The organism is Streptomyces sp. NPDC048255, assembly GCF_040652415.1.
Lineage (GTDB): Bacteria > Actinomycetota > Actinomycetes > Streptomycetales > Streptomycetaceae > Streptomyces.
Genome location: NZ_JBEZMA010000081.1, coordinates 1 through 25541 on the forward strand (window position 1 = coordinate 1; position 25541 = coordinate 25541).

A 25541-nucleotide genomic window follows, 5' to 3' on the forward strand; every position below is an offset into this window, starting at 1 on the left:
GGGCCGCGGCTCGTACTGGACGTACCGGCGCGGTCCGACAACGCGGCGAGGTGCCGTGCCGGGCGGCGCGACCCGGTGAACCTTTCCGGTCACAGGGCTAGGCGGGCGTGGTGATCCGGCGGACGGACTCCACCACCGCCGCCCGGTGGCGGGCCAGCCGCTCGGGTGTCCAGCCGGTGCCCGTCCCCGTGCCCGTACCGCCCGTGCCCGTACCGTCCGCGGCCGGGCCGCCCACCGCGCCGAACCATGCCTGCGACAGGCTCACGACCAGCGTCAGCACATCGGCGGCATCCGCCCCCGCGTCGATCCGGCCCGATTCCTGCGCCTGCCGCACCGCGCCGATCTTGCGCTCGTAGGACGCGGCTTCCGCTTCCGTGGATCCCGGGCGCTCCAACTGCTTCCACAGGACCAGCCGCATCAGCGACGGCCGCTCGACCAGGTGGTCGAAGACGGCGCCCGCGTAGCCGGCCAGATCGTCGGCGTCGAACGGCACGGACTCCGAGCCCGTCTCCAGCGCCCGCTGGAGCACCGCGTCGAAGAGCTGCTCCTTGTTGCCGTAGTAGACGTAGATGAGCCGCTTGTTCGCCTGCGCCGCCTCGGCGATGCGGTCGACGCGCGCGCCGGCGATGCCGTACGCCGCGAACTCGGCGAAGGCCGCGTCGAGCAGGCGGGCCTTGGTCGCGCTGGAATCCCTTGCCATGGTGGGCAGCCTAGCAAGTAACTATCTGGTTATTGACATCGCGGCGAAGCGTCATGCATGGTCTATCTATCCAGTTAGTTACTTACCTCGAGGAGAACACCATGGAGATCCGCGCACTGGGCGGCCAAGGGCTGGAGGTCGGCGCCGAGGGGCTCGGCCTGATGGGCATGAGCGCCCACTACGGAGCCACCGACGAGACCGAGTCGCTCGCCACGATCGACCGCGCCCTGGAACTGGGCGTGACCCTGCTCGACACCGCAGAGGGTTACGGCCCCTTCCGTAACGAGCAGCTCCTCGGCAAGGCTCTGACCGGCCGCCGCGAGGCCGCCGTGATCGCCACGAAGACCGGCGTCGAGTTCACCGACGAGGGTGCCTTCCGCGGTCACAACGCGACCCCCGAGTACATCCGCCGCTCGGCCGACCGTTCCCTGCGCCACCTCGGCGCCGACCACATCGACCTCTACTACCTGCACCGCGTCGACCCGGCCGTGCCGGTCGAGGAGAGCGTCGGCGCCATGGCCGAGCTGGTCGCGGCCGGCAAGGTCCGCCACATCGGCCTGTGCGAGGTCGCGCCCGCCACCATCGAGCGCGCCCATGCCGTGCACCCGCTGGCCGCCGTGCAGACCGAGTACAGCCTCTTCGAGCGCGGCATCGAGCAGGACGGGGTCCTGGAGACCCTGCGGCGGCTCGGCATCGGGCTCGTCGCCTACTCCCCGCTCGGGCGGGGCTTCCTCTCCGGCGCCATCACCAGCCCGGACGACTTCGCGGCCGACGACTTCCGCCGTACCGACCCCCGCTTCCAGGGGAAGAACTTCCACCGCAACCTCGCCGTCGTCGACCAGGTGCGCCGCCTCGCCGCCGAGAAGGGCGTCACGCCCTCGCAGCTGGCCCTGGCCTGGACCCTGCACCAGGGGGCGGTACCCATCCCGGGCACGAAGCGCCGCCGCTACCTGGAGGAGAACGTCGCCGCCACCGGCGTGACGATCACCGACGCGGACCTGGCGGCCATCGATGCCGTGGCGCCGCTCGGGGTGGCCTCGGGCGACCGCTACGCCCCCGAGCTGATGGGGTCGCTCAACGGCTGATCCGCTGCCCGGCCGGCCCGCAGTCCGGCTGACCGGCGGCGCTCAGCCGAAGGCCCCCGCGCGGGCCGCGGCGACCGCGGCATGCGCGGCCCGCTCCGCGGCGGCCTCGTCGAGGGGGGCGCCGGAGGTCAGGAGCCGGTAGTAGAGGGGGGCCGATACGGCGCGGACCACCTCGGCGGCGTCGGTGCCCTCGGGGAGTTCGCCCCGGTCGACGGCCTGCTGGACGCAGGGCGCCCATTCGGCGACGCGGACCTCGTAGAAGCGGTGCAGGGCCTCGGCCGTGCGCTCGTCGCTCGTGGCCGCGGCGATCACCGCCTTGAACAGCGGCCCCTGGCGGGGGTCGGCCAGCGTGCGCTGCACCAGGCCGGCGTTGGCCCGCAGGTCCTCGACGAGCGAGCCCGTCTCGGTGCGCGGCGAGGACTGCTCGGCCATGTCCGACAGCAGGTCCGCGACCAGGCCGGCCACGGTTCCCCAGCGGCGGTACACGGTCGTCTTCCCGACGTCGGCGCGGCGGGCGACCTCCGCCAGGTCCAGCCGGTGGAACCCGGACTCGGCCAGCATGTCCCCGGCCGCCTGGAGCACCGCGGCCCGGACCCGGGCCGTGCGGCCCCCGGGGCGTACGGTGCCCGGCTCGACGGCATCACCAGACGTCATAACGGGTCTCCGGTTCCATTAGTGAGGATCTCCTGATACGTTGGCAGCAGCTTAACGGGTCTGCGGTGCCATTACGTTCACTGGAGGGATTCATCATGGAATACAGGCAGCTCGGTACGTCCGGTCTCGAGGTCCCCGCCCTGAGCTTCGGGGCCGGCACCTTCGGCGGCCAGGGGCCGCTCTTCGGCGCCTGGGGCACCACGGACGCGCAGGAGGCGCGCCGGCTGGTCGACATCTGCATCGAGGCCGGCATCACCATGTTCGACACCGCCGACGTGTACTCGGCGGGAGCCTCGGAGGAGGTACTGGGCCAGGCGGTCAAGGGCCGGCGGGACCAGGTCCTGCTGTCCACCAAGGCCGGTCTGCCGATGGGCGACGGGCCCGGCGACGCCGGAACCTCCGGCTCCCGCCTGATCAGGGCGACCGAGGACGCCCTGCGCCGGCTCGGCACCGACTACATCGACCTCTTCCAGCTGCACGCCTTCGACGCCGCCACCCCCGTCGAGGAGGTGCTGTCCACCCTCGACCAGCTGGTCCGGTCGGGGAAGATCCGCCACATCGGCGTCTCCAACTTCGCGGGCTGGCAGCTGATGAAGTCCCTCTCCGCCTCCGAGCGGCTCGGCTTCCCCCGGTACGCGGCCCACCAGGTCTACTACTCCCTCATCGGCCGCGACTACGAATGGGAGCTGATGCCCCTCGGCCACGACCAGGGCGTCGGCGCCATGGTCTGGAGCCCGCTGGGCTGGGGCCGCCTGACCGGCAAGCTGCGTCGCGGCCGCCCGCTGCCGGCGGAGAGCCGGCTGCACCAGACCGCCGACTTCGGCCCGCCCGTGGAGGACGCGTACCTCTACGACGTGGTCGACGCCCTCGACGAGGTGGCCCGGGAGACCGGCCGGACCATCCCCCAAGTGGCCATCAACTGGCTCCTGGGGCGGCCCACGGTGTCCACCGTCATCGTCGGCGCGCGCAACGAGGCCCAACTGCGCCAGAACATCGGCGCGGTCGGCTGGACCCTGGCACCCGAGCAGGTGGCCCGCCTCGACGCCGCGAGCCACCGGCCGGCTCCGTACCCGTACTTCCCCTACGAACGCCAGGAGGGCTTCGCCCGCCTCAACCCCCCGCTCGTCCAGAGCGGTCCGCCGCGGCCGTGACCGTCGGAACGTTCCAGCCGGAGATCCGCAGCCGCGGCGCGGAGCCGCGCAGATCGGCGGTCCGGTAGGTCGCCGTCAGCGTCACCGACTCACCCGGCCAGAGGCTGACCTGGTTGTCGCTCCACCGGACCGGCAGCACCGGCTCGTCCCGCGCTCCCACGAGGTGGACGTCGGTGAGCAGAGCCGGGGTGCTGCCGCTGCCGGAGTGCCGTACGGTCACCGTCGTCGTGGACGTCCCCGCCCCGTCCCGCGTCGTCGAGGCGGCAGCGGTGACCTCCGCCCGCCGCATCGAGTTCAGCCCGCTGAGGTCGGCGTAGGAGGTGGTGGGCGTGTGGTACCAGGTGGTGTTCGCGTAGTCGAGCACGTCCGCCCGGGTGGAGAGCCAGTACACGTTGCGGCTCACCTCGCGCCCGGAGCCGTCGGTCAGCAGGAGCCGGGCCAGGTACGTGGTGGACAGCCCCGTGACCGACGCGGGCACCGTCAGCGCCGTGCTGCTCGCGCCGCCGCCGGCGACGTCCAGGCCGGTCACGGTCCGGTCGTACCGCTGCGTGCCGTCGGTGCTGAAGAGCGTCACCCGCGCCGTCAGCCCGGAGGCAGCGGAGGTCCGGTTGTTGACGACCGACACCGAGCGGTCGTCGTACCCGTACTGGATGTGCAGGGGCTCGTTCGCCTTCTTCGCGCCGAAGTAGGCCCCGCCCTGGTCGAGATGGCGGTCCACCAGCTGCCACTGCAACGAGGTCCAGCCGCTGTTGAACATCCAGTAGATGACGCCGGTCGACGGCGCCGAGGCGTCCTTCGCGTTGCGCCCGTAGGCCTCGAACTGCGCGCGTACGTTCTCGTACTGGGCCAGCTGCGCCTTGCGCACGTAGTCGTCGAGGCCGGACGGGGCGCCGTAGCGGCCCGCCAGCGCCGCGTTGTACAGCTTCAGCGTGGCGAAGGTGGCCGAGGGGGAGCGGTGGTACTGGGCCGCGGAGGGGTTCTTCCACAACGACTCCAGCTCGGCGGGGGACATCATGCGGCGCAGCGTGTCGAGGGTCGGGACGTCCGGGCCGGCACTGGTCTCGGAGTTGAAGCCGGTGGCGCCGCCCTCCCGCTTCTCGTACCAGTAGCCGGGCGGGACCCAGTCGTAGGGTCCGGTCATCTTCATCCCGGACCTGCCGGTGACCGGTGCGGAGGCCTCGGAGGCGGCGGGCACCACCGGAGCCGTCCAGTCGGCGGCCCGCAGCGCGTCGAGGTAGCCCCGCTCGATCTCCTAGTCCGGTGCGAAGTCACTGCCGATCAGGAAGGAGATGACGCTGGGGTGGTGGCGCAGACGGGCCGCCTCGGCGGCCATGGAGGCCCTGGCGACGGCGTAGTCGGGGGTGTCCCATCTCTCCCCGGCCTCGGTGCCGTTGACCTCTCCCTCCCACTTGTCGCAGCACTCCCAGCCGGGAAGCGTCAGGATCCCGTACCGGTCGGCGAGGTCGAAGAACTCGTCGGGTTCGAGGTGCCCTTCCAGGCGCAGGGTGTTCAGGCCGAGGTCGAGGGCGTACTTCAGCCGGTCCTCGACGTAGGTGAGGTCCCAGCGCAGGAACTCGTCGGGGGACCAGCCGGCGCCCTTGATCAGCAGCGGGCGGCCGTTGACCTGGTACTGGCGGGCGCCGTCGGCGTTCAGCGGCGCCCGCACCTCGCGGATGCCGAAGGACTCGTGGGCGGTGTCGGAGGGCGTCCCGTTCACCGTCGCGGTCAGGTCGAGGCCGTAGAGCGGCTGCTCGCCCATCGCGGCGGGCCACCACACGCGGGGTGCGGCCAGCCGGAGCGCGGGGTGGTCGGCGGGGGAGAAGACCACGGTCTTCGTCTCGTGCGGGGCCAGGGTGACCTCCCGGCTCACGGCGGCCGGACCCGCGGTGCCGGACACCGTGACGGTGACGGCGGCGGCCGAGTCGTTGCGTACCCGAGCCTTGACGGTCAGGTCGGCGGAGGCCATCGACGGCATGGCCAGGGCGGTCACCACGTGCGCGTCGCGCAGGGCGACCGGACCGCCGCGGCGGACCGTGACGTCGCGGACGATGCCCATGTTCTCGTCGGGCGGCGGCTGGAGCCAGTCCAGCCAGCCCATGGTCAGCTGCTCGCGCGGGTTGTTGGGCTGGATCCGGAAGGCGACCGTATTGGTGCCCGCCCTGACCAGGCCGGTGACGTCGAGCTCGTGCCGGGTGTACGCGCCGGCGACGGTGTCCGCGGTGGCGATCCGGTGGCCGTTGACGAAGACGTCGGCGGCGGAGATCACTCCGCTGAAGTCCAGGTACGTACGGGCCGCCGTGTCGGCGACGGTGAAATCGGACCGGTACCACCAGGGGACGGCGAAGTCGGCGGCCGGGATCTGGCGCTGCTGGGTGGAGTAGAAGGGATCGGGGTACACGCCCGCGGCGAGGAGCGCCGCGAGGACGGTGGAGCGGGAGCCGGCCGGATACCAGCCGGCCGCCGGATAGCCGGGGCTGGACACGGCGGCCGCCGTGTCCGTGACCTTCGCCGTCGACTGGATCGCGTACCCGGCCAGGGCGGTCACGCTGCCCGGCTCCGCGGCGACCGCGGTCACCCGCGTTCCCGGGGCCGCCCCCGGCGCCGGCTGCGTGGCGGGAGCCGCGCGGGAGGTCCCCGCCGCGAGGGCGAGGACCAGTCCGACGGCGGCGAGGGCGAGGCGGTGGAACACGGGGCCTCCCGCGGGTCGGGGCGCCCTGGAGAGCCGCCCCTCGATGGCCAGTGACCTGGTGGGACGGGCGGCAGGACCGGCACTCGGTCCACGGACGCCCCCTGGGGTATATCGGTTTCCGGGGCGGCGAGCGTGGATGCCACGCCAGGGCGGGCCCGAGTTCGCGCAGGTTCCCCGCTACGCGTGCACGCCCCGGCCGGTGGCGAAGGGGCCGCCGGGGCCGAAGGCCAGGGCGGCGAAGCGTTCGCCCATGCGGTGGTGGGTCGCGGCGTCCGGGTGGAGCCGGTCGGGCAGCGGCAGTTCGGCGCAGTCCGCGTCGCCGTAGAGGGCGCGGCCGTCCAGGTGGTGCAGGTTCGGGTCCTGGGGCGCCCGCTGGCGCACGATGCGGGCGAGTTCGTCGCGGATGACGCCCAGGGTCAGCTTGCCCGCGGCCCGTTCCGCGGGGTCGCCCGTGGCGCGGAAGCGGATCCTGCCCGCGCTCAGCTCGTCGAGGTCCGGGGCGCTGGGGCCGGGGGTGTCCTCGTGGATGGGGCAGAGGATGGGCGAGACGACCAGCAGCGGGATGGTCGGGTGGCCCTCGCGGACGGTGTCGAGGAAGCCGTGGACCGCCGGTCCGAAGGCGCGCAGCCGCATCAGGTCGGTGTTGACGAGGTTGATGCCGATCTTGACGCTGATCAGGTCGGCGGGGGTGTCGCGCAGCGCGCGGGCCGTGAACGGGTCGAGCAGGGCGCTGCCGCCCAGGCCGAGGTTGGTCAGTTCCGCGCCCCCGAGGGCGCCGGCCACGGCGGGCCAGGTCGCGCTCGGGCTCGCGGCGTCGGAGCCGTGGCTGATCGAGCTGCCGTGGTGGACCCACCGGGGACGGCCCCGGTCGGGCAGGGGCTCGACGGGGGCGTCGGTGCGCAGGGCGACCAGCTCGGTCGTCTCGTTGTACGGCAGCCAGATCTCGACGTCCTTGAGGCGGTCGGGGAGCCCGGAGAACCGGGCGGTGCCGACCGGGCCGGGCCGGGACTCCACGGCCCCGGTGGTCATGTCCACCGTCAGGACGTTGCCGCCGGTCACCCCCGCCTGCCCGGCCAGCCGGCCGTCGACGAGCAGGTCGTAGACGCCGTCGGGGCGGGGCGGGGCGCCCACGTACGCCCTCTTGGTGCGCAGCGCGTCCAGCTCGATGACGGTGGCCCGGGTGCGCAGGACCAGCCGTACGCCGGAGGGCTGGGCCTCCGCCATGGCCAGCTGGCCGTCGGCGCACTGGGCGCGGGCCCGGGCGGGCAGCCGGTGCGGAAGCACGCCGTGGGCGGTGCGCTCCAGGTCGAGGGCGCCGCGCAGGAGGTCGGGGGTGATGGGTGTGGTGATCCAGCGGTGCGGGGTGTTCATGGTTCCAGCCTGTGATCAGTGTGGTCGGAGGCGGTCAGGGAGCGGGCCAGTTCCGCAGCGTGGCGTCGAGGGCGTCCAGTACGCGCGACCAGGATTCCTGCGAATCGGGGGCGCTGTGGCTGAAGCTGCCGCCCATTTCCAGGCTGACGTAACCGTGGAAGACGCTGCCCAGGAGCCGGACGGCGTGGGTCTGGTCCGGTTCGGTCAGGTCGTAGCCGCGCAGGATCGCCCGCGTCATCCGGGCGTGCCTGCCTCCGGCGCTGGCGGCCGCTTCCTCCGGGGTGAGCCGCAGCTGGGCCGCGGCGTAGCGGCCGGGGTGCTCCCGCGCGTAGTCGCGGTAGACGTCTCCGAAGGCGGTCAGGGCGTCCTTGCCGGCCCGCCCCGCGAGCGCCGCGGCGACCCGGTCGGCGAGTTCCTCCAGGGCGAGCAGGGCGATCCGGGTCTTGAGGTCCCGGGAGTTCTTCACGTGCGAGTACAGGCTCGCCACCTTGACGTCGAAGCGCCGGGCGAGCGCCGAGACGGTCACCTGCTCGAAGCCGACCTCATCGGCGAGCTCCGCGCCCGCCCGCGCCAAACGCTCCGCGGTCAGCCCTACGCGCACCATGTCCGTCCTCCCGCTCGCGCCCCTTCGGTGAAAGCCATTATGGGTTTGCCTAATACTTTTAGGCAAACCCATAAGGCTCATAGGCCCGATGGGTCGGCTCGTCCGTACGGATACGAACCGGCCCGCACGCTGGTCGCCACCATGAACGCGCCGGCGGGCCGCGCCCTGCTCACCACCGTCCTGTCGGACGCCGTACGCATCCCCGGGCTCGCCGAGGTCAAGCGCGCGCTCCTCCACGACCGCTTCAGCCGGGCGTCCGCCGTCGTCACCCGCGAGCTGTCGAACGCGGCGAACTGCCCGCGGACACCGACCCGGCCGAGCTCCTCAAGGCCCTTGCCGCCCCGCTCTACTTCCGGCTCGTGTTCACCGACGAGCCGGTGGACGAGGTCACCGCGGAGCGTGCCGTGCGGGTCGCGCTGGCCGCGGCGCGGGCTCATCTGCTGGCGTCCGCCTGAACGGCGGGCGGCGGTCCTCGGTGCGGGGCGAGGCCGCCAGGGTCGCGAGGAGTACGACCACCCCGCAGCCGGCGACCAGGAGCCAGCCCGGGCGGGACGCCTCGGCCAGCTGCGCGGGCGCGGCGTCCGCGATGACGCTGCCCGCGAGGGCGATGCCGAGGGCCGAACCGACCTGGCGGGCGGTCGACGTGATCCCTCCGGCGACCCCGGCGCGTTCCGGCGGCAGGGCGCTGACCGCGACGTTGGTGATCGGCGCGTTCGCGAAGCCGAACCCGGTGCCGACGAGCAGGTAGGCCAGTGACAGCAGCCGCACGTCGGTGTCGTCGCCGATGCCTACGAGGCAGAGCCCGCCGGCCGTGATGAACGCCCCGGCGAGCAGCAGCGGCGGGCGGGGGCCGAAACGCCCGACGAGCACCCCGGAAACCGGCGCGCACACGGTGGCCGCGAGGGCCATCGGGAGCGTGACGAGCCCTGCGGCCAGCGGACTCGTGCCCCGCGCCTGCTGGAGGTACAGGGTGTTCAGCAGCAGGGTCGCGCTGAGGGCGATGAACACCACGACCGCGCCGACGACTGCGGCGGCGAACGGCGGCCTGCGGAACAGCCGGGGGTCCACCAGTGGTTCGGCCCGTCGCGCCTCAACCCGTACGAAGGCCCCCGCCGCGGCGACGACCAGGACGTAGCCGAGGATCGCCGCGGGCGAACCCCACCCGATGTGCGGCCCCTCGATCAGTACGGCGACCGAACAGGCGACCACCACGGTCAGCAGCAGCTGGCCCGGCCCGTCGAGGCGGCGCGGCCGCTCCGCCCGGGACTCCGGCAGGTGGAGGGCGGTCAGCACCAGTGCCACCGCGATCACCGGCAGGTTGATCCAGAAGAGCGACCGCCAGCCGAAGGCCGAGACGAGCGCGCCGCCCACGAGGGGGCCGGCGGCCATGCTGACGCCGAAGACGGCAGCCCAGATCCCGATCGCGCGCGCCCGCTCCTTGGGCTCGGTCATCACGTTGACGACGATCGCCAGCGCCACCGGGCTGAGCATCGAGCCGCCGATGCCCTGTACCGCGCGGGCGGCGATCAGCACGCCGGCGTTCGGCGCGAGCGCGCACGCCACGGACGCGGCGCCGAAGACGACCAGCCCGAGCCGGAACACGCGTCGGCGTCCGATGCGGTCGGCCAGCGCGCCGGACGAGATCAGCAGGCTCGCCAGGACGAGCGTGTAGGCGTCGACCGTCCACTCCAGGCCGCGGGTTCCGACGTGCAGGCCGGCGCCGATCGCCGGCAGCCCGACGTTCACGACGGTCGTGTCCAGCCCGACGACGAACAGGCTCAGGCAGCAGATCGCCAGGACCGTCCAGCGGTTGGGCGGGTCCGATCTCGCGTCCATGGGTGCTCCTTCGTGGTGCTTCGTAGGTCCGGGGGCACCAAGGTCCTTCCGGCGCTAGCGGACCGGGTAGGAAATTTGCGAAGACCGCAAAGAGACCGGACTGAGGCCCCGGCGGGAAGTCCGCCGCCGTGCCCGCAGACTGGGAGGCATGGACGCCGAAATGGAGCAGATGCTCGCCGCCATCGGGCCCCGGCTGCGCTCACTGCGCCGCGACCGCGGCATGACCCTCGAAGCGCTGTCGGCCGCGACCGGCATCTCGGTCAGCGGCCTGTCGCGGCTCGAGTCCGGCAAGCGCCGCCCTACCCTCGAACTCCTGGTCCCGCTCGCCCGGGTGCACCGCATCGCGCTCGACCAGCTCATCGCCACCCCGGCCACCGGCGACCCGAGGGTGCACCTGACCCCGCTGCGGCACCGCAGGAACGGCAGCGTCCTGGTGCCGCTGACGCAATACCCGGGCCGGCTGCGGGTGTTCAAGCAGGTGATCGCCCCCGGCCCCCGCAAACTCGTCACCCACGCCGGCTACGAGTGGCTCTTCGTCCTCGCCGGGGAGCTGCTGCTCGTACTGGGGGACCGCGAACTCACCCTCCGACCCGGCGAGGTGGCCGAGTTCGACACCGCCGAGCCGCACTGGTTCGGCCCGAGCGGCGACCGGTCCGTCGAGATCCTCCACATCTTCGGCCCCCAGGGCGACAAGGCCCGGGTCCGTGCCACGACGTGAGCCTCAGCGGGGCTGCTCCCGCAGGGCCCGGGCGCCCGCGGCGATGACCTCGGCGAGCCGGCCGGCGAGGGCCGCGTTGCAGCCGCCGAGGTGGACGAAGCCGTGGCCGCCCACGGGCCCGTCGTTGCGCAGCGACGGGAGGGAGACCCCGGCGCATACGAGTGCTGCCGCCAGGCGGGCGACGGCGTCCTCGCCCTCCTGGTAGGCGGCGTCCTGGCGCTTGGTGTACTCGATGCGCTCGGTGCGGGTGAGCTCGTTCGTCATGACGCTGCCCTCTCGTGGTCGGTGCAGGTGGGTGGTGCGCGATGGCGCGACGGCGCGTCCCGAAGCGGGCGCGGGCGGCCCGGACCGCTGCTTCCGGCGACCAGCGCAAGAACACCCTCCGCGAGGCGTCCGTGGGTAAAGAGCGGTGCAACTGGGGCCCCTTGAGGGTGAACAAGTGCCAAGTGTGCGGCGTGACCTGCCCGGGAGCAGTACGATCACCGACCCCGCGCCGCGCCGCAGGCCGCCCGGCCCGTGCCCGAGGGGCGGGCCCGGAGGCGCAACCGTCGGGTCGTGCGGAGCGGTGGCGCGGGCTGGCGGGTGGTGGCGCAGGGCATCTCGCCCGCGGCGACTTGCCGGGGTTTGTCCCATTGGCGGGGCGTAGTCGAGGGTTCGTGGGTCAGGGCGTTGCTGGCCACGATTGGTGACATCGCGCTCGTCGTTCGTCGTTCTGGCGCATCATCGGACCACCTTGTTTCGGAGTCGATCGCCGATGTCCGGAACCAGGCTGAACGGGAGTGTTGCGGGGGAGAACAAGGGTTTGTGTGCGGCCTTGGGCGCATCGGGCCATAACCCTCCGTGCGCGTGGCGCTGCGGACAGGCGGCAAGTTACTGTCCCGCTCACCGGTGAAGTTGCCGGGAAAGGCAAGGACCCTGGCGGGGGCGTGCAAACCACAGCCAGGGCCTTGTCGAACCACCGTGACATCGATCGCACGCCGGCGCGAAACACGCCGAGATCGGAGTACTTCATGCCTTACGACCGGTATCACCGCCAGCGCCCTTTATGGGTGCTGGGATCAGGTGCCGAAACTATCATGGCCCCGTCTTCTGACGGAGAAACACATAGCGCCGATGACTTGGCGGTCACGGCGCGCGGGAGCCTCTTCCTGGCCGTCCTGGTGCTGCCGATCGTCCTCATCACGGGTGTGCGTGACTCCGTCACCCTCGCAGCTCTGGCCATGGCTATTTCCACGGTGGCAGCGGGGACGCGCGTCGCGTACCGGCGAGTTCGCAGAATCTGAATTCGCCACCCCCATCCCTCCCGTGCGAGCCGGCCGGCCGGCGGACATCGTCCGCGGACCGCGCCCGTGTCCGGTCGCGCCGCGCGAGTTTCTCGCGCGGCGCGCCATCCGCGACCGGCCCGTGCCCCCTAATTCCGTCCGTGCTTCCCCTGAAAGAGACACCGGCATGCCTTCCGCCCTCCCGCGGCAGCTCACCAGGCAATGCATCCGCTGCGGAAACGACTTCCTCCACACCGTCCGGCCCGGGCGCCCGAGCACCTTCTGCTCCCCGCGCTGCAAGTCCGCCGCCCGCAGCCGGCCCGCCGAACCCCCGGACCTCTCCGAGTACGAGAGGGACCTGACGGAGGCCGGCGAGGACTTCCACCTCGCCGCCGGCGACCTGCTGGCCACCATCCACGACGCGGCCGACTCCGGGACGCTGATGCACCAGATCACCGACCTGTACCGGCTGCTCGCCGACGTGGAGGCGGCCGCCGTCCACCGCGGCCGGGCACGCGGCGACTCCTGGGAGACCATCGTCGCCTCCACCGGCCACAGCGCCGACCGGCTCCGCAAGAAGTGGACGCAGGACAAGCTCCGGCGCCGCCTCGACCACCTGCGCACCGCCCGCCGGGAACGGGACATGCCCGCCAGGTTCCCCCACGCCGGCCCGCCCGGCGTGAGCGGCGCCGGCGGTCACGCTCCCGCAGCCCCGGACGAGGGCTCCGCCCGGCCGCCGAGCCAGACTCCGGCCCAGCAACTGGCCGCGGCACTGGCCTTCCTCCACCGGGGCACGGGCCGGGCCCTGAAGGACACCGCCGAGGAGATCGGCGTATCCGCCTCCCACGTCTCCCGGATCCTGGCCGGCCACCGACGGCCGTCCTGGCCCGTCGTGGAGAACTTCGCGGCCGCCTGCGGAGGCAACGTCGCCGAACTGCGGGACCTGTGGGAAGCCGCCCAGCGCCCGCCCGCCCCCGACACCCCGAACCGCGAACCCGCCCCCGACGATCCCGCCGAGGCCCGCACCAAGTTCCACATCGCCCTCAGCGCCCTCTACCTCGCCGCGGACCGCCCCGACCTCTGGGCGATCCAGCGCATGACCTCCAAGAAGCTCACGATCAGCGAGATCGCCCGCGCCCTCAACGGCGGACACATCCTCGACTGGGACGCCACCGCCCGCATCGTCTTCGCCCTGCGCGGCCGCCCCGCCGATCTCCGCCCCCTGTGGCAGGCGGCCACCCAGCCCCCCGCGCCCCCGCCACCCCCCGAATACCGGCCCCGCTACCCCGCCGCCGCATTCGGCTGACCCAGCCACCGACCGCCGCCCCGGGAGGAGCCATGAACCCGACCCCGCACACCGCGTCCCCGGCCGACCTCCCGGGCGTCGCCCTGCCCCCGGCCTTCGAGGCCTTCTACACCCTCCACCAGGCCCGCTACCTCAGCTACGCCCGGGCCCAGCTCCCGCCCCACCTCGCCGTGGAAGCCGTCCGCTCCGCCTTCGGCTCCCTGGTCGTCGGCTGGAGCGCCGTCGTCGGCTCGCCCAACCCCACCGCCCGCGCCTGGGACTTCGTCTCGTACGAGGTCCGCAGCCGCACCGCGCCGCACCCCGCGGCCTCCTGCGTGCTGCACGAGGACGTACGGGTACTCGCCGCCCTCGGCTTCACCCCGGAAGCCAGCGCCGACATCACCGGCCGCGACCCCAGCAAGATCCGCTACCTCGCCCGCAGCACCACCTGCACCCATCCCGCCTCCTGCGCGCGGGGCTGCGACACCGCGCTGTGAGGCGAGACGCCCGGCCCGCCCCGGCCGCCGAGGAGGGACCGTCAGGTGTGCGGCACCTCCAGCTGCGGGCCGGAGTCCGTGACGGGTGAGCGCCGCCTCCAGACGTACACGGCCGCTGCCATGGTGATGATCAGCCCCGTCAGGATGACCAGCTCGACCCCCTGCACCCGCCACTGGAAGGTCTTCTCCGACTCCGCGGTGATGATGAGGAGCTTGCGGACGCCCGCGATCATCCCGACCACCAGGAAGGGCTCGGCGTCCAGGACCTGCGTACGGATGGTCAGCCGCACCGTGTGCAGCAGCTCGGCCACGATGAACAGCACCAGGCTGTTGTCCAGCGCCGACAGGGCGATCGCCTGCTCGTTGTAGGGCCCCCGGACCGCGGCCACGATGTCGCCGATGACGCCGATCGTCAGCAGGACGGCGAGCAGCACGAGCAGCGCCGCGACGACCAGGTGGATGCAGTCCTCCGCCCACTCGAGGACGTGCTGCGCCCTCTGGCGGATGACCTTCTCGGTAGGGGCAGACATGGTTCGCATGCTAGGAGTGCCGCCCGGTGCCCGCGACGTGCCGTAGCCCGCCCGGGCGCGCCCTGTGGCCGATCGGGCGACAATGGGCCCATGACCGGCCCAGGGCGACCGTCGGACGGCGCAGGCTCCCCGGATGCGGGGCGCTACGGGGAACGGGTCTTCCGTCCCGACGAGGGAGGCGAGGGCGACCGTATCGACCTCGGAGCCCTCACCTACGACGAGACGACCATGGCCCGACTGCGGCTGCTGGGCGCGGGGCCCGGCTGGACCTGCCTGGAAGTGGGCGCGGGCACCGGCACGGTGGCGCGGAAGCTGCTCGACGAGGCGGGCGTCGCGGAGGTCCTCGCGGTGGACCGCGACGTACGGTTCCTCGCGGCGCACCCCGTGCCGGGCCTGACGGTGCGGCAGGCGGACATCACCTCCGACGACTTCGCCCCGGGGCTCTTCCAACTGGTGCACGCCCGGTTCGTCCTCATGCACCTGCCGTCCCCGCAGCGCATGGTCGCCAGGCTGGGCGGGCTGCTCGCCCCCGGCGGAGTACTGGTCATCAGCGACGCGGTCGACCTGACGACGGGCTCCGCGCCCGTCACGCCGTACACCCGCGCCATGCGGGCCATGTGGCAGGGGCTGCGCGACACCATCGGCACCGACGTCTCCCGGGTTCCCCGCCACCCCGAGCTGCTGCGCGCGGCGGGCCTGGAGTCCGTGGCGGCCGAGATCCACGTACCGCCGCTCGAACCGGGCAGCGCGATCAGCGCGTTCTGGACCGAGACCTGGGAGCGGGCCCGGGAGGCCATGGTCGGAACGGGGCTCGTCGACGACGCGCAGATCGACGAGGCCGTGCGCTACCTGGACTCTCCCCGGTGCACCGGACTGTCACCGGGCATGCTCACGGCCTGGGGCCGCAAGGGCGGGCCGTAGACCGGCGATCAGGGCTCAGCCCTCCGGCATCCCCGGGGCCTCGCGCAGTGCCGTGCGGACCGACCAGATCACCGACACCAGAGGCACCGCCACCACGGCCCCCACGACGCCCGCCGCGATGGCTCCCGCGATCACCGAGATCGCCACCACCAGTGGGTGCAGCCGCACCGCCCAGCTCATGACGAGCGGGTGCAGCAGATGGCCCTCGATCTGGCCGATGACCACGATCAGGGCGACCACGACCGCCGCCACCAGCGGGCCCTGCGACGCGAGCGCGACCACGGCGGCGACCGCGAGTGCCACCGGGGAGCCGATCAGCGGGATGAACGCGGCCATGAACTCCAGCAGCGCCAGCGGCACGGCCAGCGGGACCCCGAGCAGCCAGAGCGCGAGACCGACGAGGACCGCGTTCGTCGCCGCCACGAGGACGATGCCGTGCGTGTAGCCGGTGAAGGTGCGCCAGGCCGCCCGTCCGCCGATCGCGGTGCGCTCGCGTACGGAGACCGGCAGCTGCGCGCGGAACCACGCCCACTGCCGGTCTCCCGAGTGGATGAAGAACACCGAGCAGAACAGAGCCAGGGCCAGGGTGGTGAGGACCGCCACCAGTTGGCTCGCACCGCTCAGCGCCGTACTCAGCAGGGTCGAGCGGTGGCTGGACAGGTACTGCCCGACCCTGGACTGGACGTCGGACAGCGCCTCCGGGTCCAGCCGGAACGGCGGCTGTTCCAGCCAGTCCTCGATCCGGCCGATGCCCTCGTGGAACTCGCGTACCAGCGTCGTCCGCTCACCCGCCACCGCCTCGCCCACCAGCGCGAGCACGCCGAGGACGAGCGCGGCGCCGCCGACGAGGGTGACGGCCACCGCCAGCGGGCGCGGCAGACCCCGCGCGGCCACATCCGCGACCGGCCGCAGCAGCGCGGTGACCACCAGGCCGAGGAACACGGCCACGGCGATCTCGTGGAAGCGCCCGAGCACGGCGAACAGCGCGTACACGACGGCCCCGACCACGAGCAGGCGCCACGCGTACGCGGCGGCCGTACGAAGGAACGGAATCACCGGCGGCGGTGTGCCTGGCTGCATGGCCAACGAGGTACCACCGCGGGCGCGCAGGGCCACGCCTGAGCTCCGACATTCCCCCGGCATCCGCCCGACCGGGGGACCGTACGGGCGAACGCCCGGTCATCGCCCCGCTCACGGCCTCGTCTCCTGCACGCGAGGGAGGAGACGACGGCGCCCCGCCCGGGCGCTCAGCCCGCGGCCGCCGGTACGACCGCCACGCCCGTCAGACGCCTGAAGTCCCCGCCCGAGGCGAGCACCTGCTGCGCCCCGGTCGCGGGGTCCACCCGGAACAGGGTGCCCACGCCGTCCAGGGCCTCGTTGTCGGTGACCAGGATGCTGCCGTCGGCCTCGACCGCCAGCGCCTGAGGGGCGACGAACCCGCCGCCGGAGGCCACGGTGGTCTGCGCCCCGCTCACCGGATCCACACTGATCACCCCACCGCCGAAGCCGGCGAAGGCGTTGGCGTCGGCCACCAGGATGCCGCCGTCACCGTCGACCGCCACCCCGATCGGGCTGCGCAGCTCACCGCCCGAGGTGACCGTCGTACGGGCGCCGGTGGCCGGGTCGACGCGGACCACGCGGGCCGAGTGGTCCCCACCGCCCGCCATGGCCTGCTCGACGACGAGGATGGTGCCGTCGGGAGCGGTGCACAGCTTCACGGGCCTGGGCGGGGGATCGCCCTGCCCCTCGCCGGGGGACACCACGCTCTGGTCACCCGTGGCGGGATGGATCCGGATCACGGCGCCGGACCCGAGGGCGAAGCTGTCGGCGACCAGGATCTGCCCGTCGGCCTCGACGGCCACGTCGCCCGGGGTGGCGAACTTCTGGCCGGACGACACCTCGGTCTGCGTCCCGGTCCCCGCGGGCAGCCGCAGCAGTGCGCCGGTCCCGGGGAAGAACCGGTCCTTGCTGATCAGGAGGCTTCCGTCGGCCTCGAAGGCGAGACCGGTCGCCCCTTGGAGGTCGCCGCCCACGGCGAGCGTCCGCGGCTCACCGGTCTCCGGGTCCACGCGGAACACCGCACCGGCGCAGCCGAAGGCCTGGGAGTCGCAGAGCAGGATCGTGCCGGCGGGAAGACGTTCCTGGACGGCCATGGCAGCTCCTCGGGAGTAGGGAAGGCCCGGCCACTCAACCCCACCGCCCACTGCCGCTGCGCGGACCGACACCCGCCACGCCGCCGACGCGGGCGGCGAACCGCCCGTTCGAAGCACCGGCCCCGTGCAAGTCCCCCCGGCGCGACGCGCCCGTCCAGGGGGTCTCCCAGCTGGACCGGCGCCCACCGGGCCGGAGTTCCCTCCCGGGCCTCCACGCACAGGTAGAGGCGGCAGGTCGCATCGGCATCGCTCAGGGCGACGAGCTGACCGAGCCGCCCCGCCCCGGGCAGCCGTGGCGCGGAGTCCGCGAACCGGGTGTCGGCCGGCCGGGGGGTGAGCTCGACCTGCGCGGCCTCCCGGGAGAAGAAGACGCCGCCCACTTCCTTGTGGGAGGTCGCCATGAGCCCGGCATCGGTCTCGCTCTCCGCGCGCATGCCGTTGCCGTCCTTGCTCGTCCCCATCACACCCACACCGGTCGCCTTCGACACCCCGAGGACCCCTTCGTCGAAGAGGGACTCGCCCCGCACCCCCGTCTGCTGGCTGCGGCCGCGCACACCGCACTCGGACCCGAAACCGTCCACGCCGATCTCACCGACGCCGGCCACGCCGGGGGAGTGCGTGTTCTGGTCCCCGATGCCGAGCACGCCGGCCCGTACCTCCCGCTCCTTGGCCAGGTCCCGGGCCGCCGGCCGGGCGTACCCGGCGACCCCGGTCACCCCCAGGCCGACCACCCCGGTGCTGTCCTTGGAGGCCGTCTCGGCAATCGCGTCAGTGTCCGCCATGGTGAGGTCTCTTTGCTGAGTCTTCCGGTTCCGGCGAAGGTGCCCCGCCCACGCTACGAGCGGGCCCGTACCCCGCCCACCGGAGCTGCTCCAAGAGGCCGCAGGCCGCCGTCGTGCCCCGTCAGGTGCTCAGCCAGATGGGATTGGTGAAGGCGGCCAGGGCGCCGGGCAGGGGCCCGGCCTGGGGCGGATGGCGTACCTCCGCCCGGACGTACGCGCTCCGGGCCGCCGTCGTACGCCACTCCAGGGAAGCCGCCCCAGCAGCCGTGAAGGCGAGGCCCTGGTCGGTGACCAGCCGGAGGTCGCAGCCCTCGGCGCCGGTCACCGCCAGCCGTACGAGGACCTCCGCGGCCGGATCGGCGACCCGCAGCCGTTCCCCGATGCCCGCGTGGGCGCCGCGCCCGGTGACGGCGCTGAACTCGAGGGAGACGGCGGAGGACTCCGCGGCGTAGGCACGGCCGGCGCGCAGGCCCGCGAGGATCGCCGTACGCGACAGGTCGTCGGCCAGGACCACGGTCTGCGGGCCGCCGACGCGGTCCGGGTCGCGGTGGTAGTCGCTGTGGGCCAGGGCCGGGAGCCAGCGGTCGCCGTCCGCGCCGCGCAGCGTGGCGTCCCAGGAGGCCAGGGACACCTCGTCGTCGGGGGTCCACGCGCCGTTCCACACCTCCACCGCGTCCGCCTCGCCGTAGCCGAACTTCCAGGCGCAGCCGATGCAGGGGGCGTGCGGGTGGGCGGGTACGACGAGGCCGCCGGCCTGCCGGACGGCGCGGGCGAAGCGCCCGAACCGGCCGTCGCGGGCCCGGTAGCGCCAGTCGACGAAGGTGCCCGGATCGGTGCCGACGGCCAGGACGTGGCCGGTACGGGTGGTGACCTCCTCCCCGGTGAGCACGAGCAGGCCCTCGCCGGCGGCGCCCGCCCAGGCGGTGTGGGAGCTGTGGGTGTTGTGCTCGGAGGTGTTGACGAAGTCCAGCCCGGCGGCGCGGGCGAGGCCGATGATCTCGGCCGGGGTGCGACGGCCGTCGGAGTGCACGGAATGGACGTGGCAGTCCCCCCGGTACCAGGCGCGGCCGCGGCCCGGAACCCGCTCGGGCGGGTAGGCCGCGGGGGCGGTCGGGCCCGCCTCGCCTTGCACGAAGGTGGCGGTGATCTCGTACGGCAGGCCCTGCGGGGCGACGGTGTACGGGCCGAGCGCGAGGTGCCAGCGGCCGGGCTCCAGCGGGCCGGGCAGATAGCCCGGGGTGGCGTCGTCGCCGCGGAGGAAGAACTCGCTGCGGGCGCCGCCCGACCAGCCGCGGAAGCCCCGGCCGCCGAGCGCGGTGCCGCGCCGGTCGAACAGGCCTATGTCGAGGGCGTTGCCCGGGGTGCCGGCCGGCGTGGGCGGCTTCTCGTAACGGTAGGAGACACGTAACTCGCGTATGCCCGGGGGGACGTCCAGCGGGACGTACACGAAGTCCGGGGCGCCCGGCGGGATCGTGCCGCGCAGCGTCGTGGTGGTGGTCGGCTCCGAGGCGGCGGCCGGGGCCGCGACGGAGGGGGTGGCGGCGGCGGTGGCCGCTCCGGTTGCCTGTGCGAGCAGTGCTCGTCGACTGAGGACCATGCTGCCGAGGATGACGCCGCCAGGTTAAGCGGGCGTGAATCCCCGGGCCGCCGCGAGGGCCCGTCCCTGCCGGGCGGTGGCGTCTCCGGCGAACGCGCTGGTCAGCGCGGTCCGCAATCGTTAGGGTCGGCGTCTGATCCACACGGTCCGGGGGGACCTTCACGCAAAGGGGGTCCGGGCATGCTGTGGAGCGGTTGGAATCGCCTGCGGCGCGAGCGGAGAGCGCGGGCGGCGGCCCGCACGGTGCAGTCGTTCCGGAATCCGCCGCAGGAACTCTGGGACGTGCTCGCGGTGGCGGCCACCGACACCTGCCCGCACGTGTGCTGGGAGGCGGGCGGGGCCGTGGCCGAGGCCGGCCCGGCCGTCGCCGCACATGCCGACCGGTTCGCCGCGTTCGTCGCCGGCCCGCCGGCCGACGTCGGCCACCTGCACGTCCAGCACACCCTGCTCGCCCTGGCCGGACTCGGCGACGTGCGTGCCGCCGGTCCGCTGGGCGCCGTGCTGGAGCGCGGATCGCTCCCGCTCGTCCACGACCGCCGGCACGTGCCGACCCTTGCCACGCTGCCCGCAGCCGCGCTGCTCCCGGCGGTCCGCCGCGGGCTGCGCCTCGATCCGGAGCGGTACGCCCATCAGACGGCCATCGACGTGCTCGCGGCGTGGGGCGCCGACTCCGCGCCCGCGACGCCCGAGCTGATCGCCCACCTGCACGGCCCGCATGCCCGGGACGCGGCCAGGGCGCTCGGCCGCATCGGACCGGGCGCCGCGGCCGCGGCGGACCTGCTGGCGGACTTCGCCCTCGGCCGCAGCCGCCCGCAGCGCCCTGGCGGGGAACCGGGCCCGCGCCGCTGGAACGGGGCCCAGACGGCCGCCTGGGCGCACTGGCGGATCACCGGGGACGACTCGCTGGCCCTCGCCGTGTGCGGCGCCGCCGTGCGGGCCGGGGCCGGCCGGCCCGTACTGGGCCACCTGGCCGACCTCGGACCGGCAGCCGCCGAGCACGCCGACGCGGTACGCGCGCTGCTCGGCTCGCCGGGCGCCTGGACCCGCGCGGGGGCGGCGCACGCCTGGTGGCGGATCACCGGGGAGAGCGCCGAAGCCGTTCCCGTACTGCTGGGGGCCCTGCAGCCGGACCGGGCCGGCCATCCGGCCTTCCCGACGCTGGACCTCGTACGCCACCTCGGGGCGATCGGGGCCCCGGCGGCGCAGGCCCGCCCGGTGCTCCAGGCGATGCTGGCCGCCGGGGAGCGCATCACCTGCACCTACGGAACGGGCCGGAACATCCTCGAGGACGAGGCGCTGTGCCGCGCCCTGGCCGAAGCGCTGGAACGCATCGACGGCTGACGGCTGACGACCGACGGCTGACGACCGACGGCTGACGGCAGCGGTCCCGGTCGCCGTCGCGCGCGGTGAGCGCTAAAGGGCCGGATTGCCCATCGGCAGGCGGATTGTCAGTGGCGTGGGTCACAGTTGAGAGGAATGTCGGAGGTTCCCGGGCGGATACGAGGTGATCCCATGAAGCACGCGATCCAAGCCGAAGGGCTGGCCAAGCGGTTCAAGGAGACGCGCGCGCTGGCCGGGGTGGATCTTCAGGTTCCGGCTGGGACCGTGTGCGGCCTGCTGGGTCCCAACGGCGCCGGGAAGACGACCGCAGTCCGGATCTTCGCCACTCTCCTGCGTCCGGACGGAGGGCGGGCGGAGGTCGGCGGGTACGACGTCGTGCGGGAAGCGGGGCGGGTCCGCTCGCTGATCGGGCTGACGGGGCAGTACGCCGCCGTGGACGAGAACCTGACCGGCACGGAGAACCTGCTGATGATCGGCCGGCTGCTCGGCATGCCGCGCGGCGACGCCCGGGCCCGGGCGGCCGACCTGCTCGACCGCTTCCATCTGACCGACGCGGCCGGTCGGGCCGCCAAGGCCTACTCGGGAGGCATGAGGCGACGCCTCGACCTCGCGGCCAGCCTGGTCGGGCGGCCGCAGATCCTCTTCCTCGACGAGCCGACCACCGGGCTCGATCCGCACAGCCGCGGCGAGGTGTGGGACATGCTGCGCGTCCTGGTCTCGGAGGGCATGACCACCCTGCTGACCACCCAATACCTGGACGAGGCCGACCGGCTCGCCGACAACATCGTCGTGATCGACAAGGGCACGGTGATCGCCGACGGCACCCCGGACAAGCTGAAGTCGCAGGTCGGCGGGCAGGTGCTGGAACTGCGCCCCGCCCACCCGGCCGATCTCGGCGCGGCGCACGCGCTGATCACCGAGGCTGCCGGGCCGCAGACCAAGATCGAGGGCGAGGGGATCACCGCCCCCGTCAACGATCCGGCGCTCATGCCGAGCGTCGTGCGCCGACTGGACCAGGCGGGCATCGAGGTCGGCGAACTCACTCTGCGGCGCTCGTCCCTCGACGAGGTGTTCATGGTCCTCACCGGGCACCACGCGGAGCCGGAAAGCCCCCCGGTGGCCGAGGAAACCGAGGACCAGCACGTGAACGCGGGGAGCCCGTCATGACGACAGCGACGATCACCGAAGAGATGGGCAGCGGCGGCAGGGTGCACCCCCTCGCGGCCATGCGGCAAACGGCCACCATGGCGTGGCGCAGCCTGGTCTCGGTGAAACACAACCCACTGGAACTCGTCGACTACAGCATCACGCCCATCATGTTCGTGTTCCTGTTCACCTACGTGTTCGGCGGGCAGATGTCGGGTTCTCCCCGCGAGTACCTCCAGTACGCCCTCGCGGGGATCATCGTCCAGAACACCCTCTTCATGAGCACGTACACCGCCATGTCGCTGAACTCCGACCTCACCAAGGGGGTCTTCGACCGGCTGCGCAGCCTGCCCATCGCCCGTTCGGCGCCGCTCTTCGGACGCATCGCGGCAGACCTGGCCAAACAGCTCTGGGCCATGATCCTGATGGTCGCGCTGGGCATGCTGCTGGGCTTCAGGGTCACCGGAGGCATCGGAGGCTTCCTCGGTGCGACCGTGCTGCTGCTGACCTTCGCGGCCGCCGTCTCGTGGACGGCCGTGCTGATCGGAATGGTGGCCGGGGACCCGGAGAAGGTACAGGTCTACGCCTTCACGTTCATCTTCCCGATCACCTTCACGAGCAGTGCGTTCGCCCAGGTCGACACCATGCCCGGCTGGCTCCAGGCATGGGTGGAGATCAACCCCGTCACGCACCTGTCGGACGCCGTCCGCGGACTCCTGCTCGGCACCCCCACGGGCGGGCCGATCCTCTGGTCCCTGGTCTGGGCGGCGGGCATAGCGGCCGTCTTCATGCCGCTGGCGATGCGCGCGTACCGGTCCCAGGACCGCTGAACGCGAGGACCGCTGAACGCGAGGACCGCGGAACGAGGCCGCCGGGCGTGATCCTCGGGCAGGATACGCAGGTGCGCAAGACGACGGAACCGATGGAGAAGACGACGGAACCGATGGCCAGGGCGAGCGCACTGGCCACCCCGGGCAGCAGGCGGATCCTCGGCATCGCCGGGCCGCCGGGGGCCGGAAAGTCCACGCTGGCCGCCCGGCTCGCCGACGCGCTCGGCCCGGAGAAGGCCGTGGTGGTCCCGATGGACGGGTTCCACCTCGCCCAGGCCGAGCTGGCCCGGCTGGGGCTGGCCGACCGCAAGGGCGCCCCGGACACCTTCGACGCCGCCGGGTACGTCTGCCTGCTGCGCCGACTGCGCGCGCCCGGCCCGGCCACGGTCTACGCGCCCGCCTTCGACCGCTCCCTGGAGGAGCCGGTGGCGGGCAGCATCCCCGTCGCCCCGGCCGTACCGCTGGTGATCACCGAGGGGAACTACGTGCTGCACGACGCGGGGGAGTGGGCCGCGGTACGACCCCTGCTGGACGAGGCCTGGTACCTCGCCCCCGACGAGGCCCTGCGCATCGGCCGCCTGCTCGACCGGCACGTACGCCACGGCAAGGATCCGGCCTGCGCACGCGCGTGGGTGGCCCGCTCGGACGAGGCGAACGCCCGCCTCGTCGCCCCGGGCCGCGACCGCGCCGACCTCGTCCTCGACACCGGCTGACCGTGTCCCTGCCCCCGCCCGAACTGCCCCACCGCCTCCGGGCCGCAGCCGTCGGCTCGGCACGGTGTCCGTTCTGCGCGACCATGGATCTGTGGCGGCGGTCCTCGACCGGGCGGCGAAGGGTCTGAGACGTGCGGGAAACGGCGGTCATCGAAGCACCCTCCGTACTGGGGCTGCGCCCTTCCGGCGTCCAGGACCTGCCGACGGCCCTGCTCGACGCCGGCCTGCTGGACCACCCCGGGGCGGTGCGCGCCGGCCGGGTCGAAGCGCCCGCGTACGACCCGCACCGGGACGCCGATACCGGGATCCTCAACCCCGTCGCCATCGCGGGGTACTCGGTCCGGCTGGCCGATGCGGTCGGCGCCGCTCTCGACGCCGGCCGTTTCCCCGTGGTCCTCGGCGGCGACTGCAGCATCCTGCTCGGCAACCTGCTCGCCCTGCGCCGCCGGGGACGCCACGGCCTGTTGTTCCTCGACGGCCACACCGACTTCTACCAGCCGTCGGCGGAGCCGACCGGCGAGGCGGCCTCGATGGAGCTCGCCCTGGCCACGGGCCGCGGCCCGCGATTGCTCACCGACCTGGAAGGCCGCGGACCCCTGCTCCGCGACGAGGACGTCGTCGCCTTCGGCTTCCGCGACACCGCCGAGTCAGACGAGGCCGGGATGCAACCGCTGCCGCCGCGACTCCATGCGATCGACCTCGACGGCGTGCGTGCGGCCGGCGCCGCCACGGCCGCACGCGAGGCGGTCCGCCGCCTGACGGACGGCGAGGCCGCCGGCTACTGGGTCCACCTCGACGTCGACGTCCTGGACGACGCGATCATGCCCGCCGTCGACTACCGCATCCCCGGCGGGCTGACCTGGGAGGAACTGGAGGGCGTGCTGGCGACGGCACTGGCCGACGAACGGGCCATCGGCCTCGACATCACGATCTTCAACCCCCGCCTGGACCCCGACGGAACCATCGCGGCCCGCCTCACCGCGTGCCTCCGCCGAGGGCTGTCGGCGCGGACCGGCCAGGACGGCCGATGAGTCCCGCCGCCCGCTCCGGTCCGCCCTCCGTCACGCCGGAGGCCTGAGCCGGCCTGCGGAGGGCGCCGGGGAGAGCACGGCCGATGCCGTGGTCCGCCAGCCGGCGTCGGTCCTGGCCACGAGGTACAGCACACGGACGCGCTGGAACTCGCGTCCGCCGGTGTCGTTGCGCGCCCAGGTCACCTCGATGAGCACGCACCGCTCGTTCAGGGCCCGTACCTCAGGATCGAGCGCCGTGCTGCCTCCGTACCCGGCGTCCCGCAGGGTCCGCAACTCCTGACTGAGGCCCGCGACGAGCGCGTCGGCGGAGGTGAGCACCACATGGGCGGCATCGGTGGTCATGGAGATCGGTACGGCGAAGTAGTCGAGCAGCGGGGCCGGGTCGCTCTCGCCGGCGGCCGCCAGGCCGACGAACGTGGACACGTACTGGTCGAACCAGGCGCGGGCTTCCGCCTCGACCGCGGAAAGGCCGGTGTCCGGCAGCATGGGCTTCCTCGCTCTCGTACGTGCGTGCACCGGCGTGCGTGCACGGCTAGTGCTGTGACCGGAGAGGTTCACCGGGTCGCGCCGCCCGGCACGGCACCTCGCCGCGTTGTCGGACCGCGCCGGTACGTCCAGTACGAGCCGCGGCCCTCCGCCTTGCGA

The 25541-nt window shown here is 73.4% G+C and carries 23 protein-coding genes and 1 pseudogene; 12 read left to right on the forward strand and 12 right to left on the reverse strand.

Translation table 11 applies throughout. The features are described 5' to 3' along the window. Positions 1-97 precede the first annotated feature (97 nt). A complete protein-coding gene (locus tag AB0D94_RS34615; protein WP_362060719.1) occupies positions 98-700 on the reverse strand; it encodes a TetR family transcriptional regulator in 603 nt (200 codons plus the stop codon). 101 nt (positions 701-801) lie between these two features. Here AB0D94_RS34615 and AB0D94_RS34620 point away from each other — a divergent pair, with 101 nt between their 5' ends. Then, positions 802-1785, forward strand: a complete 984-nt coding sequence (locus AB0D94_RS34620) for an aldo/keto reductase (RefSeq protein ID WP_362060722.1) — start codon at positions 802-804, stop codon at positions 1783-1785. Between the two features lie 42 nt (positions 1786-1827). On the opposite strand, the gene AB0D94_RS34625 is transcribed toward AB0D94_RS34620, so the two are convergent. Beyond that, positions 1828-2439: a TetR/AcrR family transcriptional regulator gene (locus tag AB0D94_RS34625; protein WP_362060725.1), complete on the reverse strand. Its 612-nt coding sequence runs from the start codon at positions 2437-2439 to the stop codon at positions 1828-1830. Positions 2440-2534: 95 nt separating this feature from the next. Here AB0D94_RS34625 and AB0D94_RS34630 point away from each other — a divergent pair, with 95 nt between their 5' ends. Then, a complete protein-coding gene (locus AB0D94_RS34630) occupies positions 2535-3590 on the forward strand; it encodes an aldo/keto reductase (RefSeq protein ID WP_362060728.1) in 1056 nt (351 codons plus the stop codon). Here the strand turns inward: AB0D94_RS34630 and AB0D94_RS34635 are convergent. The 3 genes and pseudogenes from AB0D94_RS34635 to AB0D94_RS34645 all read right to left on the reverse strand — a co-directional run bounded on the left by AB0D94_RS34635 (position 3550) and on the right by AB0D94_RS34645 (position 8254). Then, positions 3550-6279: pseudogene (locus AB0D94_RS34635) on the reverse strand (exo-beta-D-glucosaminidase). The gene AB0D94_RS34630 and the pseudogene AB0D94_RS34635 sit on opposite strands and share 41 nt — an antisense overlap. A 177-nt stretch (positions 6280-6456) precedes the next feature. Continuing rightward, positions 6457-7650: a lipase gene (locus AB0D94_RS34640; protein WP_362060731.1), complete on the reverse strand. Its 1194-nt coding sequence runs from the start codon at positions 7648-7650 to the stop codon at positions 6457-6459. A 34-nt stretch (positions 7651-7684) separates the two neighbouring features. Continuing rightward, the gene (locus AB0D94_RS34645; protein WP_362060734.1) at positions 7685-8254 is read right to left on the reverse strand and encodes a WHG domain-containing protein; all 570 of its coding nucleotides are present in this window, start codon (positions 8252-8254) and stop codon (positions 7685-7687) included. A 110-nt stretch (positions 8255-8364) separates the two neighbouring features. On the opposite strand from AB0D94_RS34645, the gene AB0D94_RS34650 reads away from it, so the two are divergent. After that, positions 8365-8709, forward strand: coding sequence for a TetR-like C-terminal domain-containing protein (locus AB0D94_RS34650; protein WP_362060782.1), 345 nt, complete (start codon positions 8365-8367; stop codon positions 8707-8709). Here AB0D94_RS34650 and AB0D94_RS34655 read toward each other — a convergent pair. Next, complete coding sequence (locus AB0D94_RS34655; protein WP_362060737.1) at positions 8642-10090, reverse strand: MFS transporter; 1449 nt, start codon at positions 10088-10090, stop codon at positions 8642-8644. The two genes, AB0D94_RS34650 and AB0D94_RS34655, sit on opposite strands and share 68 nt — an antisense overlap. A gap of 148 nt (positions 10091-10238) precedes the next feature. Here AB0D94_RS34655 and AB0D94_RS34660 point away from each other — a divergent pair, with 148 nt between their 5' ends. After that, complete coding sequence (locus AB0D94_RS34660; protein WP_362060740.1) at positions 10239-10808, forward strand: helix-turn-helix transcriptional regulator; 570 nt, start codon at positions 10239-10241, stop codon at positions 10806-10808. 3 nt (positions 10809-10811) lie between these two features. Here AB0D94_RS34660 and AB0D94_RS34665 read toward each other — a convergent pair whose 3' ends face one another. Then, a complete protein-coding gene (locus tag AB0D94_RS34665) occupies positions 10812-11072 on the reverse strand; it encodes a hypothetical protein (protein WP_362060743.1) in 261 nt (86 codons plus the stop codon). A 1185-nt stretch (positions 11073-12257) separates the two neighbouring features. Between AB0D94_RS34665 and AB0D94_RS34670 the strand changes: the two genes are divergently transcribed. Beyond that, positions 12258-13376 carry a helix-turn-helix domain-containing protein gene (locus AB0D94_RS34670; RefSeq protein ID WP_362060746.1) on the forward strand — a complete coding sequence of 373 codons (1119 nt, stop codon included), beginning with the start codon at positions 12258-12260 and terminating at the stop codon, positions 13374-13376. Positions 13377-13408: 32 nt separating this feature from the next. Further along, positions 13409-13852: a hypothetical protein gene (locus AB0D94_RS34675; protein ID WP_362060749.1), complete on the forward strand. Its 444-nt coding sequence runs from the start codon at positions 13409-13411 to the stop codon at positions 13850-13852. A gap of 41 nt (positions 13853-13893) precedes the next feature. On the opposite strand, the gene AB0D94_RS34680 is transcribed toward AB0D94_RS34675, so the two are convergent. After that, positions 13894-14382 (reverse strand): phosphate-starvation-inducible PsiE family protein, encoded by a 489-nt coding sequence (locus tag AB0D94_RS34680; RefSeq protein ID WP_362060752.1) that lies wholly within the window; start codon positions 14380-14382, stop codon positions 13894-13896. Positions 14383-14472: 90 nt separating this feature from the next. Between AB0D94_RS34680 and AB0D94_RS34685 the strand changes: the two genes are divergently transcribed. Then, a complete protein-coding gene (locus tag AB0D94_RS34685) occupies positions 14473-15303 on the forward strand; it encodes a methyltransferase domain-containing protein (RefSeq protein WP_362060755.1) in 831 nt (276 codons plus the stop codon). Positions 15304-15318: 15 nt separating this feature from the next. On the opposite strand, the gene AB0D94_RS34690 is transcribed toward AB0D94_RS34685, so the two are convergent. From AB0D94_RS34690 to AB0D94_RS34700, 3 genes are all read right to left on the reverse strand, one after another. Then, a complete protein-coding gene (locus tag AB0D94_RS34690) occupies positions 15319-16383 on the reverse strand; it encodes an AI-2E family transporter (RefSeq protein ID WP_362060758.1) in 1065 nt (354 codons plus the stop codon). A 167-nt stretch (positions 16384-16550) separates the two neighbouring features. Continuing rightward, the gene (locus AB0D94_RS34695; RefSeq protein WP_362060761.1) at positions 16551-17456 is read right to left on the reverse strand and encodes a hypothetical protein; all 906 of its coding nucleotides are present in this window, start codon (positions 17454-17456) and stop codon (positions 16551-16553) included. A gap of 903 nt (positions 17457-18359) precedes the next feature. Next, positions 18360-19835, reverse strand: coding sequence for a CehA/McbA family metallohydrolase (locus AB0D94_RS34700; RefSeq protein WP_362060764.1), 1476 nt, complete (start codon positions 19833-19835; stop codon positions 18360-18362). 180 nt (positions 19836-20015) lie between these two features. On the opposite strand from AB0D94_RS34700, the gene AB0D94_RS34705 reads away from it, so the two are divergent. From AB0D94_RS34705 to AB0D94_RS34725, 5 genes are all read left to right on the forward strand, one after another. Continuing rightward, the gene (locus AB0D94_RS34705; RefSeq protein ID WP_362060767.1) at positions 20016-21176 is read left to right on the forward strand and encodes a hypothetical protein; all 1161 of its coding nucleotides are present in this window, start codon (positions 20016-20018) and stop codon (positions 21174-21176) included. Positions 21177-21347: 171 nt separating this feature from the next. Then, positions 21348-22343, forward strand: coding sequence for an ATP-binding cassette domain-containing protein (locus tag AB0D94_RS34710; RefSeq protein WP_362060770.1), 996 nt, complete (start codon positions 21348-21350; stop codon positions 22341-22343). Next, positions 22340-23152 (forward strand): ABC transporter permease, encoded by an 813-nt coding sequence (locus AB0D94_RS34715; RefSeq protein ID WP_362060773.1) that lies wholly within the window; start codon positions 22340-22342, stop codon positions 23150-23152. Before AB0D94_RS34710 ends, AB0D94_RS34715 begins: the two co-directional genes overlap by 4 nt. 92 nt (positions 23153-23244) lie before the next feature. After that, positions 23245-23865: a nucleoside/nucleotide kinase family protein gene (locus AB0D94_RS34720; protein WP_362060785.1), complete on the forward strand. Its 621-nt coding sequence runs from the start codon at positions 23245-23247 to the stop codon at positions 23863-23865. A 131-nt stretch (positions 23866-23996) separates the two neighbouring features. Then, on the forward strand, positions 23997-24896 hold the full coding sequence (locus AB0D94_RS34725; RefSeq protein ID WP_362060776.1) for an arginase family protein: 900 nt from the start codon (positions 23997-23999) through the stop codon (positions 24894-24896). Between the two features lie 30 nt (positions 24897-24926). Here the strand turns inward: AB0D94_RS34725 and AB0D94_RS34730 are convergent. Further along, positions 24927-25541: hypothetical protein (locus AB0D94_RS34730; protein WP_362060779.1), on the reverse strand; the 615-nt coding region annotated here is incomplete at its 5' end.